The organism is Sphingobium cloacae, from assembly GCF_002355855.1.
Classification (GTDB): domain Bacteria; phylum Pseudomonadota; class Alphaproteobacteria; order Sphingomonadales; family Sphingomonadaceae; genus Sphingobium; species Sphingobium cloacae.
The window spans coordinates 1,627,077-1,640,551 of record NZ_AP017655.1 but is presented as its reverse complement, the minus strand read 5'-3'; the positions used below and the strand labels follow the sequence as shown (position 1 = coordinate 1,640,551).

Here is a 13,475-nt window from a genome sequence, read left to right as displayed (position 1 = left end):
GATGACGGGCTGCTGCGGCGGGCTCCTGTCGACATTCGGGTGGTGTCCGGCGGGGGACAAGTAACTAACGGTAGACGAACGGTACGCGCCGGGCCGCGTCGCGGCGGCGACGGCCTGCGCTCGGGATGCTGGGAGGGGGACGGGGATATGTGCCTCACCCCACGCATTCCCTGCCTTCAGACTGCGCAAGCGGTCTGCCGTGGATGTGTAACCTTCCCGAAACATGGCGGTAACGTGCGTCGATCCGCCACCGGGCCGTCAGGCCGCCTCCTGGCGGGCAGAATGATGCTGGGTTCCCGGATTGCCGGACATCATGACCTTCCTGACGGTCTTCGGGGCGGGCTGGAGAAGGGGGCAAAGGACATGCCGGCCGGGCGGTGGAGCGGCGCCACGGTTTCGCAACGGTAATCTCCTTGATGCACGCGTCTCCCCGGACGCATGACGGTTGGCGTCACAGCTTTTGTGAGAGGGGGTATATGATGAAGAATATCGCACTGGTGGCCATCTGCTTGCCGCTCATTCTCACCGCTTGCCAGAAGCATTCGGCCCATGCCGGCGGGACGGAGGTTCGATCAGGCGTGTTGCACGAGGCGATGAAGGATGTCGTCGCGCCTCAGGCGCAGATCCTCTGGGACGTCAGCAACAGGGGGATGAACGACGAAGGCGCGCCGGACGGCTCGCGGCTGACGGATGAGGATTGGGCCAAGATCATCGCGGCGGGCGCGTCGCTCGAAGCCAAGGCGACGGAACTGGCCGAGACCAAGAAGATCGTCGTGGCGCGGCCGGGCGAAACCATCCAGGACCAGGAAAATCCCGGCGCATCCACTCCGCAGCAGGTCCAGGCCTTTATCGACAAGGACCCCGAAAGCTTTTCCGCCATGGCGCAGGCGCTCGCGCAGAGTGGCAAGGAGTTTTCGGAGGCGGCCAAGCAACGGGATGCGGTGAAGCTCGCCGCCCTGAGCGGGGCGCTCGACCAGGTCTGCGAAGACTGCCATCTGCGCTACTGGTATCCCCAGCAGGCCACGCCCCAGTAAGCCGGGTGGGAAATGCCTTCGCGCGCGCCTCGCCGCCTGGCAGCGAGGCGCGCGCGATCCGTTCGATCTAGCGCTGTCCGAACGGAACCCGCAGCGTCACGCCGTAGGTCGCGGGCGGCGCGTAGGTCGATGTGGTGCCCAGGATGCCCAGGTTCAGCACATAGGCGCGATAAGCCTTGTTGAAGACATTCTTGCCCCATGCGGTCAGGGCGATCCCCGTGTCCTGATGCGTGTATGTCAGCGACGCGTTGGTGACATTATACGCCTTTTGCAGTGACGATCTGCCGTTGGTGACTTCGAGATATTGATCGTCATACCATGCACCGTCGACCTGCGCGGCGATATTGCCGTTCGCGACATCGACATTGTAGCGCAGCAGATAGTTCAGGCTGAACCGGGGCGAGTTGGGAAACTGCGCCCCCACGATAGTCTTCTGCGGGAAATCGCAAAGGAAGAACCCGCCCTGGTTGGTGCAATATTGGGTATTGGGAGCGCCCGGAAAATATTCCGGTCCCACCTGGATTCCGGTGGCGGGTATACTGTCCACATGCGAGGTTTGCCAGGTCGCACCGAGCACCGCGTCGAACCGGCGCGAAGGAGACCAGAAGGCTTCGAGTTCCGCGCCCGTCGAATGCGCATCGCTATTATAGACATGCGGCACCCCTCCCGCGAGGGAGAAGGCCTGATAATCGTCATAGATATAGTGGAACAGCGTGCCGTTCAGCCGGAGCGTCCGATTGAGGAAGGCGGTCTTGAACCCCGCCTCGAAGCTGTTGAGCGTTTCCGGGCGATGCTTGAAGTCCGGCGGATCGATGTTGGAGGACAGCGACCAGTTTCCGCCCTTGATGCCGCGATTCCAGGACAGGAAGAGCAGCGTGTCGCTGGTGGCCTGATAATTCAGCGAAGCGCGCGCGGCCCAGCCATCGAATTTTTCCCGGTTCACGCCGGGCACGATCGCCGCAAGTCCCTCGCCGGTGAACAGGGTCACCGGATCGGGATTGATGACGGGATCGACCAATATGGCCTGATAGTCGATCGACTTCCGGTCCGAGGAGAATCGTCCGCCCAGGGTGAGGGAGAGCCGGTCCGTCAGGGTGATGTCGCCCTGGGCGAACAAGGACCAGTTGCGCGACTTGATCTTGTAAGGCTGCTCCACCGTCGGGGTGTCGAAGTCGCCATTCGCCGCGATCGCCAGATCGATGACGGGCGCGCCGGTGATATTGTGATACCCCTTATATTTCATGTCGAGGAAATAGGCCCCGACCTGCCATTTAAGGGCGCTGCTTTCGCCGGCAAGGCGGATTTCCTGCGAGAATTGGTGGAAATCCATGGACGTGTCGACATTCGCGATCAGCGTCGGCTGTGCGTCGCCATCCTCGGCATAGAGCTGCTTGAGGGTTAGATAATTGGTAATCGCCGTCAGCGTGATGCCGTCATCGAGGCGCCAGTTGAGATCGCCCTGATAGCTGTTGACGACCCGGTCCAGATTTCCGCGCCGTTCGCCGAAATGCTCCCAGGGCGAAGCGGGCTTTCCCGTCAGGCTGTTGATGACGCCGCCGGTGCCGTCGCTCAGCCCCGTTGCGTCGGTGTGGCAGTATCCGTTGGCCTCGATATCGCAATTCTCGAAAACATAGCCGCCCGTCGCGACATGATTGTCTTCCGCATGCTTGTACCAGAAGCCGATCGTGGCGTCCGGCGAGACGTCATATTGCAGGTTGACCCGCGCGGACCAGCCGTTGCGGCCGCCGAGATCCTGCCCGCTGCCCGGCAGGACGGTGCCATCGTCGAGGACGGTATCGCGCGACTTGATGTAGCCGTCGGCTTTCTCGACCCGTGCCGCCGCGCGGATGCGGAGGCCGGGCGCCAGCGCGCCGCCGCCCGCGCCTTCGAGCGACCAGCTGTGGAAGCGGCCATAGTCGCCCTGGACATAGCCGTTGAATTCTTCCTCGCTGGCGTCATTGCTGAGATAGTGAATGAGGCCGCCCGTGGCGTTGCGTCCGAAAAGCGTGCCCTGCGGACCGCGCAGCACCTCGATGCGCTTCACGTCGAACAATTGCCCGGAAATGGCGTTCATCGAAGCGACATAGGCATTGTCGAGATAGACCGCGACGGGCGCTTCGAGCTGGTCGGTGAAGTTGTTCTGGGAAATGCCGCGAAGGCTGAAGATCGTCAGCTTCGGAGAGAATGCATTGACGTGAAGGGACGGGATCTGCTGGGTGATCTGGGTCGTGTCGCGCACGTTGAGGCGGTTGATCTGCTCGCCGGAGAAGGCGCTGACGGAAATCGGCACTTTCTGGAGATTCTCGCCGCGCTTGTTGGCCGTGACGACGATATCGCCGAACGTGCTCTGGTCCTGGATCGCGGGCGGGGCGCTGCCCGGGTCCGAAGATTGCGCATGGCCAGGCATGGCCACAAGGAGCGCGCTGGTCGCCATAAGACTGGCCAGCACATGGCGGGTGGTTCGGTTCGACATATTCATGACCTGTTTCCCCTTTTGCTGTGGCATGACAGCGCAAGGCATCGGCCGTGGATCACCTGATCTTCTGTCGGCGCATGTTCTGGAAAGAGCCGTTAACCCCATCTGGAACGCCTTGACACTGCTTGCTTTTCCCACTGCCCGGTCTGGGCCGTGCGGATTCCCTATTCCGTTTTCACGCCGAGGCTGCCGTCTTTTTCGATGATGTTTTTTTCATTCTCGCAAACGAACTCGGCGATCTTATAGTCGGGTTTCTCCCGCTTATATTTGAAGTTGAAGCTATATGGCCTGGCCAGATATTGCGGATCTTCGATGGTGATGTCGTTTTGCAGGATGTCCGGCGCGATGAGATGCCATCGCTCCACGATCTTCATTTTGGCCGAGTGCGGAATATCCTCATAGCGGACATCCTCCTTGACCCCGTAGGTCGTCACCACGAGCGTATCGCCCTCCCATTTGCCGACGGCATATCCATTATAGGTGGGTTCGATGTCGTCGGGATTGGGCAGCGGCTGGTTGAGATAGATCCGGCGTGTCTGGGTCAGGAACTCGGCGAGGACGGTGACCTGTCCGGGCGTCTGGAGGAATTCCATCGCATAATGGGCGCCCATGATCGACGGCATGCCTTCCGGCTGGCATAGCGAACTGGGCGTGGGCAGTGGCCTGCCGGCGGCATCGGCATCCTGCCGGCGCTGTCGCATGTTCCGCCATTCGGTGAGATAGGGCTCCTTGAGCGGCGGCTCCACCACTTGCAGTTCTTCCGGCTCCGGTTCGGTCGAGAAGGTGTCCGGATAGGGCGGGTAGCGATTCCAGACCCCCGTTATGTCGGGATCGTCCGCCGCCCCGACCTTGGACCCGATGAACGAACCCAGGCCGACCAGCGCGGATGCGACCAGAATGCAACCGATTCCGATCGCAGCCAATTTGCGCCAATTGCGGACCTGCGTTGTTTCAGCCATTCCGTCCTCTTCCGATCGCTTGCCGGGGCGCCGGTATCGTCCTGTCGAAGCTCACCAGGCGGCGAGGAGTCTTCCGTCGGGCACCTTGATCTTGGCGAGCATGCCGCCGGGCTTGCCGTTTTTGAGCGGGTGCATCGCGACCCTGACGCGTTCGCCGGCCTTGATGGTGTTGAACTTCCAGCCGGCGTGCCGCATCAGCGCGGGGCTGCTGCACTCCAGGGTATAGGCCACTTTCTGGCCGTTGACGGGAAGCTCCAGGATCACGAAGGCGTGCGGATTGGTCCACTCGAACTTGCTGACCACGCCTTGCAGGACGACCGTCTTGGTCTGGTCGAACATCGCGAAGGAGTGATGGGCCGTTGCCGGAGTGCCGGCGGTGAAGGCTGCGGCTATTGCGGTCAGCGCCATGATGCTTCTGTGTTTCATCGATGCTCTCTCTGATGGTGACGCGGTCTTGCCGTACCGGCCACAGCCGCTTTCCTGCTGGGGACCGGAATCGTCGCGTGGGGTATATAGGAATGCCATGGCTATTTCCCGCTGATGGTCTCGTTTAAGTAACACAACTTCACATTAACGCAATACTGTTGCGTTAAGCGAACGGTAGGCCCTGCCGGATCCACCTGTGGCGGTAGGGTGGAATCCTATAATAAATCGATATAAATCAATATATTGAAATGAATTATCAAGCGTTGACGAATGGGTCGAGGAGGTGTGTCCTGACAAATTTATCACGTGGCGCCAGCATATGATTCCTGTTATGCATAAAGACAACAATAGACTAACATACGGATTTTTGTTGCAATTTGGGAATAATTTCCGCGATCTGTAGCGGTTTATCCGGGCGCCGAAGTTCCCGCATGAACAAGCACATAGCGGGGGCTCGTTCGCAGGCATGGCAGCGAAGACGTTGCCCGGATGAAGGAGAGGATATGAGAGATTTGCAGGCTGTCATTTGGCCGCGTCGATGTCCGGGTGCGGCGTCAGCCTTCCGCCAATGCAGAGGCCACGGCCGGAACATCGAACGCATCAATGCGCGCGCATATCATTCCCCCCTCGACCGACCGCAGGCTTTCGGACCAAGGCCCGCCCGCCATGCCGTCGTCCTCGGGGCGGTGATCGCCATGCGCGGGCCGATAGGCTCGTTTTCCTCGGATCGAGCGCTTGATCAGGAGAGTGAAGAATGACTTTGCAGAATTTCACGACGTGGTTGTACGCGACGCCGTTCGCCTCGACGATCCGGGACGTTCCCTGGATCATTCCGGCGATCCAGAGCATCCATATTCTTGCCATCACGATCGTCGTCGGATCGGCGCTGGTGTCCGACCTGCGCCTGGCCGGGGTATTCGCGACCGACGCGATGCCGAACGTCGTGATCCGGCGTTATTTGCGCTGGATGTGGATCGCTTTGGTCGTCCTGCTCATCACGGGCGGGCTCATGGCCACCGGCGAACCGGACCGCGTGCTCACCAATACGACATTCTGGCTCAAAATGAGCCTTATCGTGGCGGCGTGCCTGCTGACCTGGTTCTTCCGCCGGCCATTGCTCCATCCCGGGTTCCATCTCGAGCACGCCAGATGGCGTCCCTTCGTCAAACCGGCTGCGTGGCTCTCCCTTGCGGTCTGGGTGTGCGTCATCTTCTGCGGGCGCTGGATCGCCTACACCATCTGATTGCGCCCATTTTCCTAACATGAGATCGGGAGGGTCTGCCGTGGACTTGCTCAACTTCTTACAATCCCTCGAAGAGACGCCGGTGGCGCTGGCCATCAAGGAAGGCGACCAGTTTTTTCCGTGGCTCGAATCCTTTCACGTTCTGGCCATCACGCTGGTGGTCGGAACCATCGCGATCGTCGATCTGCGCCTGCTCGGCTACCCGTCCCACCGTCGAGGCGCGCGGCAATTGATCGTCGAGCTTCTGCCCTTCACCTGGGCGGCGTTCGTGGCCGCCGTCATCACCGGCGTCCTGCTGTTCATCTCGAATGCGGTGAAATATTCTGAAAATCCGCTGTTCCTCATCAAGATGGGACTGCTCCTCGCCGCCGGGGTCAACATGGCGATCTTCCATCATGGCGCGTACAGGAAAATCACCGAATGGGACGATCTCCTCCCGCCTCCGGTCAGCGTTCGCGTCGCGGGCGCCAGTTCGCTCTGCCTCTGGATCGGCGTGATCATATTCGGACGCTGGATCGGCTTTTCGTAAGGGGCCGAGACCCATTGTTCACTATTGACAACCATTCGTGGTCATTTATCGTGACTGTTACGAAAGAGTTGACAGTCAGACAGAGGATTCGCCTGTGTTGGAAGTCCTGGGTTGCAGGCATGGGAGCATGGGCGCCCGCGACGGTCGCTTCTTCCGAGTGCAGCTTGGCCAGGGCTTGCAACAGGGGCGCGTGATCGACCGTCGCAAGGCGTTCGATCCTCTCTCCTTTGAAGTCGGTCGGCCTTTTCCTTCGCCTTCATCATACAGGATACCGCTATGACCCTTGATATCCAACGCGCTGGTCAAATCGACCAGGCTTCGCTTTTCCATCCCTTCACCTGGGTCGAGGATCTGAAGCGGGAAGGCCCCAATGTCATCACCGAAGGCAAGGGCGTGCGCGTCAAGGATATTCACGGAAACGAATATCTGGACGGCATGGCGGGCCTCTGGTGCGTCAATCTCGGCTATGGATGCCAGGAAGTCGTCGATGCGATCGCCGCGCAGAGCGAAAGGCTTTCCTTCTTTCACGCCTTCAACGGCATGTCGACCGATGTCGTGATCGAATGTGCCGACGAACTGCTCAAGCGGGCGCCGGTTCCCATGTCGCGCGTGTTCTTCGGCGCTTCGGGCAGCGATGCGAACGAGACCCAGATCAAGCTGATCTGGTATTACAACAACCTGCTGGGCCGCCCCAAGAAGAAGAAGATCATTGCTCGCTGGAACGCCTATCATGGCTCCGGCGTGCTGACGTCGAGCCTGACGGGGCTCCCCGGCATGCATAATCTGTTCGACCTTCCGATCGGGCCGATCCTGCACGTCACGGCGCCGCATCATTATCGCAAGGCCGCCGAAGGCCAGTCCGAGCGTGAATTCTCACGCGCGCTTGCGGCCGAACTCGAGGAACTGATCGCGCGCGAAGGTGCCGACACGATCGCGGCTTTCTTCGCCGAGCCGGTGATGGGAGCCGGCGGTCTGATCGCGCCGCCGGAGGGCTATTTCGAGGAGATCGTGCCGATCCTGCGCCGGCATGATATCCTTCTGGTACTCGACGAGGTGGTTTCGGGTTTTGGCCGCCTCGGCACCTATTGGGGAAGCCAGACCATCAATGTCGAACCGGACCTGATCACGGCGGCAAAGGGCGTCACCAGCGGGTATTTCCCCATGTCCGCTTGCTTCATCTCGCCCAAATTGTGGGAGGTCTTCGAGGCCGAGGCGCCGCGTGCGGGAGTGTTCGCGCATGGCTATACCTATTCGGCGCATCCCGTGGGCGCGGCCGCCGCACTCGCGGCGCTGAAGGCGATCGACGACAAGAAGGTGGTCGAGAATGTCGCGGAGGTCGGACCCTATCTCCATCAGGCGATGCGCAACGCGTTTGCCGATGATCCGATCGTCGGTGAAATCCGCGGCATCGGGTTGATGATCGGCATCGAACTGGTGAAGAACAAGGCTACGAAGGAACCGTTCCCGGCCTCCGATCGCGTGGGACGGCGCGTGCTCCAGGCTGCCGCCCAGAAGGGCCTGATCACCCGGGCGCTCGGCGATACGCTGGTGTTCGCGCCGCCGCTCGTGATCAACAAGTCGGAAATCGACGAACTCGTCCAGAAGTTCAAGGCGGCGGTCGACGCCGTGCGACCGGAACTGGGATAACAATATAGTCAGGTAACGGTGCGCGGGCTTCGACGGTATCGAAACGTCGAAGCCCGCGCATCTGTTCAGGGACAGCCAGGAGAGGCGCGTGAATAGCATGGAGTTGACCCCGCCCGAACCAGTTTGCTCGCGGCCAGGTCCGGGGGAGCATGCGCTGGGAATGGCCGGACTGGCGGCGGGGGTTCTCGTCGGCATCGTCGGTGCATGGACGATCCTGATCACCCCCGGTCTTCTGGCCGTCCTTGCGGCGCAGGTGCCGCTGAGCGATCAGCAGCTGGGCTATGTCGCGGCCTGGGACATCAACGCGATGGCGCTCACCATCGGCATCAGCACATTCCTGCTGCCGCGTTGGGACTGGCGGCTGTGCGTTGCCGCGGGTCTTTCCCTCATCTTCCTGGGCAATGTGGCGACGGCGTTCAGCGCCAGCTACGGGGCGGTCGCCGCCGCTCGCGCGATTGCGGGCATGGGCGAAGGCATCGCGGTCGGTTTCGCTTTCGCCGCATTCGGGCGCGCCGCCAATCCCGATCGGGCATTCGCCATCTATCTCGTGACCGGCGCGCTGAGCGGAGCGCTGGCGCTGCTTTATCTTCCGACGCTTCAGGAGCGGTTCGGTACGCAGGCGCTGTTCATGGTGAATGGCGCCTTTGCGCTGATCGCCGCGGCGGGGCTGCGGTGGTTCCCGCATGGGCGCGTCGCCGCCGACGATCCAAGGGCCACGGCGCAGGTCAAGAAGCGCCTCGCCGTGCTTTCGCTGCTGGGCGTGTTCTTCTATTTCGGCGCGATCAGCGCGATGTGGAGCTATGCCGAGCGTATCGGCCAGTCCAGCGGCCTGGATGCCGACCAGATCGCGCGCGGGCTTGCCTTCGGGACATTCGCCGGGATGGCCGGCGCGGCTCTGGCCGGTCTCACCCCACGGCGTTTCGGCCGGGTCTGGCCGCTCGCGATGAGCGGCGCGGTGTCCGTGATCAGCTTCCGGATGCTCGACGGCCATCTGGCGCCGACCATTTTCATCGTCGCGATGATCCTGCTGCTGTTCGCCTGGAACTATGCGCAGCCCTTGCTCTCGGGCGTGTGTTCGGATGCGGACCCAAAGGGGCGCGTCGTCTGCGCCATGGGGTCGATCCAGACCTTCGGCATGGGTTTCGGCCCGGCGGCCGTTGCGCTCACGCTCGGATCGGGCAGTTTCTCGATCGCAATCTGGGGCAGCTGTGCCGTGCTGGCGGCCAGCCTGCTCATCGTCATTGCCGGGATTCGAACCAGCAGTTGATGGGGCTGTCGTGAAAGGGTTCAACCGACGAGGGCGTTGCTCGTAAGCCTGTCGCGCTCGCCTTGTTCCCGGGCGGCCTGCTCGGCCGCCTTCACGCTCGGGCGAGACCCGACGCGCTCCAGATAAGCTTCGAGATGGGGCCAGGCATCGGTGTCGATATGATGCACCCCGGCCCACATCGCGATGGTGTAGCAATGGGCGTCCGCGATCGTGAAATCGTCGCCGGTCAGATATGGCCCGTCGCGGAGCCGGGAATCGAGCCAGGCGAGTTTCGCCTTCACATAGTCCGTCGCGATCCTTCGATATTCGGGAGGGGTGGCTGGTTTGAAAAGCGGCATGAAACCGCCTTTATGAAGATCGGCCGCGATGAAGCTCATCCATTCCAGGACGCGGAGCCGCGCCAGGCTTCCGGGCCTGGGAAGAAGCCGTCCCGACCCTTCCTCATCGGCGAGATACTGCATGATGACGGTCCCTTCGCTGAGATATTGCCCATCCGGCAGTTCCAGCGTCGGGACCGTCCCCTTGGAACTGACGGAGAAATAATCCGTGCCGTCAGCCAATGTCTTGGTCCGCATATTGACCCATTGCAGGTCGAGAGGGATGCCGAGTTCGCGGGCGACGATATCGACCGCCAGCGAGCAGCCTCGGACTTCGTGATAGAGTTTCATGATCTTACCCTGTCATCTTGGGACGAAATGGCGGGCCGGCATCCGGGGCGCTGGCTATGCCTACACAACGGATGTCATGCGGCTGTGCCGGGATTGCCGTCATGATAATGGCCGCGCCCGGCAGAAGCAACGCGGCTTTCGCGATATGGCCGGGACATGCCGCCCGGCCTGACGGGCCTCCGTGCGATAAGGCCGGAACAGCGTGCGGGCGGGGGGGCTCCGATGGAACAGGTCAAAAGTGGTTCCGGTCCCTTCCGTAACATTTCGATGGAGGTTGCTTCCGGGCCAGCCTTTCCGGCCAGGAGGCCCGTGCATTTCGGCCCGTTTCATTAACGGCACGGGTAACGGCTCCTCAACGGTAAAGATCGGGCGTTGGCACCCGATTTTCCGTAAGTTCTGACGATAAATCCGGTCCCTTATCCTGCACTGGACATCGGTTGAAACGCTGATGAACCGCGCGCGGAAGTTTCGCGTCGCAGCAGCCTGTCCGTGGATGGGGAGAGAGACTGAGGAGTTGTCTGTGAAACATCGATCCATCATGGCGCCCGCCGCGATGACTGGCGGAGCGAGGCGAGAAATAGAATAAGGAAGTGAGAGAGGATGAGCATGATCGAGGTCAGCGGGATTGAGCCTCATGTGGTTCGGGACTCCCAGGGGCGCGAAATAACGCATCGCTGGAATCTTGCCACGGATCCGGCCTCTCTTCGGCATTTCCTGACGGATATTTTCAGCCGCTACTGGAACCGGCTGACTTATGGTCCGATCCTGGCGGGCGTGGCTTATGAATGGACATGTCCATGCCCGCCCGACCGGTTCGAATATGATGCGGGCTATCTCACCATCGGTTTTGGCGGGCCGCATTTTCATCTGTGTCTTGGTCCAGGGGCCATGCCGGACACGCCGGAAGGGCGGGAGCGGATGCCGGGCGAGGCGCATCTCTTTCGTTCTCTCGACAGGGAGGGGGCGCCGAACAGCTGGGGCTTCGAGCTGCGGGACGGCGCGGGTCGGCCGATGCTGTCGATCTATTTCGACAATCCCTTTCTGGCGGGCCCCGACCAGATTGCGGCCGAACCCGATTTCAGCCGGTTGACGATGTGGCGCGACGTGATGAGGCGCTATGCGGGTGCGGGGCCAGACATGTTTGATGAAACGGGCCGCGGATTCGTCCGGGCTGAAGCGGCGTGAGGGCATCCGCCGTCCGGAGCGTCGGATGTGCGCCATTCCCGCAAGAGGATGTCACTCTTGCCGAGCTTCGGACAAGGCTGCGTCCCGTTCTGGACGCCTTGCGGATCGAGACCTTGCCTGAAGACCGCGATGGGTGGCTGGACCGGGACATGCTGTGCCAGCCGGACAGCGGACCGCTCGCGGCGTTGAATGCGCGCATGGCGGCGCTTGGTTTCGGTGCAAACCGGCGCGCGGTTTCGGCATCGCTGTTGCTGCGGCACGGCTGGGCCGCCGGTTTTCTGATCGGCGCGTGGCTGCATGGCCGTGTCGTGCCGCAGATCGGGGATTTCGGGCTGAAATTCTCTTCCATGACGCTTGTCGAGGCGCTCTGGGTGCGGGAAGCGCGGATCGTCGTGCCGGCCGATGAAGAGGAAGGCCGCAGGCTATTGCTGGAGGCTCTGTTGGCTTTCAGCGAACCTCTTGTCGCAAGCCAGCACGGCTGGTCGCGTTATTCGCGCCGCGCCTTGTGGGCGATGATCGTCTCGTCATGGATGGCGCAGTTTGCCGCTATCGGCCAACGGCTCGGCCGCCGCGACGCGGCCGTCGCCGAGGCGAGGCAATTGCTGGCGCTCGACACGGAGATCGCGGCGGCGGCGCCGGATTTCTATGACGTCCATGTGGGCGCGCGCAGTGAAGTCTGCCAGAAGCGGGCCGCCTGCTGTCTCTACCACAAGGGGCCGCGCAAGGAGTTTTGCGTGAGCTGTCCCCTTCTTTCAGAGGCCGAGCGGTTGCGGCGTAATCGCATCTGGGTGCGTTCTGGCGATGCGTTGCGCGTAGTGGCTTAGCGCGGGCGCTGGCCATGCAGGCGCGCGGGCCGCGACAAACCCGCCATTGTTCTGGTGGATCTGCCACATGGGCAAGGTTTCAGAGAAAGCTGTCCTCGTCCCCTTTCCGTTCGACCTGGATGACGACATGGCTGAGTGTCGGAATCCCCGATAATTGATCCCGGTATGTCGCGGGGCTTTGGGGCGAGGAGGCGGAGAGCGCCGCGACGAGGCCATGATGTCCCGGTCCCAGGCGCCAGAAATGCAGATCCTCCACTTCCACCCCTTCCTGTTCCAGACGGCACCGGATGGTGGCTGCGAGTTCCGGGTCGGGCACGCGATCGAGAAGGACGTTGCCCGTCGCGCGCACCAGGGAAAACGCCCAGCTGAGGATCAGGCAAGCGCCGAGCAGCGCCATCGCCGGATCGAGCCAAAGCCAGCCTAGCGCCCAACCGAGGGACAGGCCGATAATGGCGAGAAGACCGACCGCGGCATCGGCGAGGACGTGGATATAGGCCGCGCGCAGGTTGTGATCGTGATGATGTCCCCGATGCGCGCCATGGTCGCCATGCGCGGCATGATGCTCATGCTCATGCTCGTGACCATGTGGATGCTCGTGCTCATGAGCATGATGATCGTGCAACAGCCATATGGAAATGAGGTTCACGATAAGGCCGAGGACGGCGATCGGGATGGCCTCCCGGAACGATATCGCCACCGGATTGAGGATGCGCTCTATACTTTCGATCACAATCATGACCGCCGTCGCGCCCAGCACCACCGCGCTTGCAAAAGCGGCAAGATCGCCGACCTTCCCCGTGCCGAATGCGAAGGTGGGATCGCCCACGCGCCGCCGCGCGAAGCGGTAGGCGCCCGCCGCGATCAACATCACGCCCGCATGCGTGCCCATGTGAAGCCCGTCCGTCAGCAGCGCCATCGAGCCGAAGAGCAGGCCGCCCGTGATCTCCAGGATCATCATCCCGGCGCACAGCGCCAGAACCCACCGGGTCCGCCGCGCATGATCGTCATGCTTGTGCCCGAGAAAATCATATACCGGGAGCGGACGAACGGGCTTCGCCGGGAGCGGCTGTGGCGATGTCTGGCCTGCGATCTGGAATCCGTTGGAAAGGCTTGCCTCGGTTTGCACCCTTACCTCCTTGTTGATTGGCGCCAGACAAGACGAAGGCTGCGGCATAAGTCATGTTTTTTACGGTTGCGCAGCGTTATCGGGCATCGTT

The 13,475-nt window shown here is 61.9% G+C and carries 12 protein-coding genes; 7 read left to right on the top strand and 5 right to left on the bottom strand.

The features are described 5' to 3' along the window. The first annotated feature begins 476 nt into the window (after positions 1-476). A complete protein-coding gene (locus SCLO_RS07930) occupies positions 477-1,034 on the top strand; it encodes a cytochrome c (RefSeq protein WP_066516252.1) in 558 nt (185 codons plus the stop codon). Between the two features lie 67 nt (positions 1,035-1,101). Here SCLO_RS07930 and SCLO_RS07925 read toward each other — a convergent pair whose 3' ends face one another. The 3 genes from SCLO_RS07925 to SCLO_RS07915 all read right to left on the bottom strand — a co-directional run bounded on the left by SCLO_RS07925 (position 1,102) and on the right by SCLO_RS07915 (position 4,877). Next, complete coding sequence (locus tag SCLO_RS07925; RefSeq protein WP_231923387.1) at positions 1,102-3,513, bottom strand: TonB-dependent receptor; 2,412 nt, start codon at positions 3,511-3,513, stop codon at positions 1,102-1,104. 161 nt (positions 3,514-3,674) lie between these two features. Then, on the bottom strand, positions 3,675-4,433 hold the full coding sequence (locus SCLO_RS07920; RefSeq protein ID WP_231923386.1) for a hypothetical protein: 759 nt from the start codon (positions 4,431-4,433) through the stop codon (positions 3,675-3,677). An 87-nt stretch (positions 4,434-4,520) separates the two neighbouring features. Further along, positions 4,521-4,877 (bottom strand): DUF6152 family protein, encoded by a 357-nt coding sequence (locus SCLO_RS07915; protein ID WP_083949040.1) that lies wholly within the window; start codon positions 4,875-4,877, stop codon positions 4,521-4,523. 772 nt (positions 4,878-5,649) lie between these two features. Here SCLO_RS07915 and SCLO_RS07910 point away from each other — a divergent pair. The 4 genes from SCLO_RS07910 to SCLO_RS07895 all read left to right on the top strand — a co-directional run bounded on the left by SCLO_RS07910 (position 5,650) and on the right by SCLO_RS07895 (position 9,581). Then, a complete protein-coding gene (locus SCLO_RS07910; RefSeq protein ID WP_066516244.1) occupies positions 5,650-6,138 on the top strand; it encodes a DUF6644 family protein in 489 nt (162 codons plus the stop codon). 40 nt (positions 6,139-6,178) lie between these two features. Further along, a complete protein-coding gene (locus tag SCLO_RS07905; RefSeq protein ID WP_066516243.1) occupies positions 6,179-6,667 on the top strand; it encodes a DUF6644 family protein in 489 nt (162 codons plus the stop codon). 276 nt (positions 6,668-6,943) lie between these two features. Further along, positions 6,944-8,314: an aminotransferase gene (locus tag SCLO_RS07900; protein WP_066516238.1), complete on the top strand. Its 1,371-nt coding sequence runs from the start codon at positions 6,944-6,946 to the stop codon at positions 8,312-8,314. 97 nt (positions 8,315-8,411) lie between these two features. Further along, a complete protein-coding gene (locus tag SCLO_RS07895; RefSeq protein WP_083949039.1) occupies positions 8,412-9,581 on the top strand; it encodes an MFS transporter in 1,170 nt (389 codons plus the stop codon). Positions 9,582-9,601: 20 nt separating this feature from the next. On the opposite strand, the gene gstA is transcribed toward SCLO_RS07895, so the two are convergent. Next, the gene (gstA, locus tag SCLO_RS07890) at positions 9,602-10,249 is read right to left on the bottom strand and encodes a glutathione transferase GstA (protein WP_066516228.1); all 648 of its coding nucleotides are present in this window, start codon (positions 10,247-10,249) and stop codon (positions 9,602-9,604) included. A gap of 600 nt (positions 10,250-10,849) precedes the next feature. On the opposite strand from gstA, the gene SCLO_RS07885 reads away from it, so the two are divergent. Both SCLO_RS07885 and SCLO_RS07880 read left to right on the top strand, forming a co-directional pair. After that, positions 10,850-11,434, top strand: a complete 585-nt coding sequence (locus SCLO_RS07885) for a DUF7676 family protein (protein ID WP_231923385.1) — start codon at positions 10,850-10,852, stop codon at positions 11,432-11,434. Between the two features lie 113 nt (positions 11,435-11,547). Then, entirely contained in the window at positions 11,548-12,258 is a 711-nt protein-coding gene (locus SCLO_RS07880; protein WP_123905463.1) for a (2Fe-2S)-binding protein, read from the top strand. A 79-nt stretch (positions 12,259-12,337) separates the two neighbouring features. Here SCLO_RS07880 and dmeF read toward each other — a convergent pair whose 3' ends face one another. Then, complete coding sequence (gene dmeF / locus SCLO_RS07875; protein ID WP_231923384.1) at positions 12,338-13,384, bottom strand: CDF family Co(II)/Ni(II) efflux transporter DmeF; 1,047 nt, start codon at positions 13,382-13,384, stop codon at positions 12,338-12,340. Positions 13,385-13,475 lie beyond the last annotated feature (91 nt).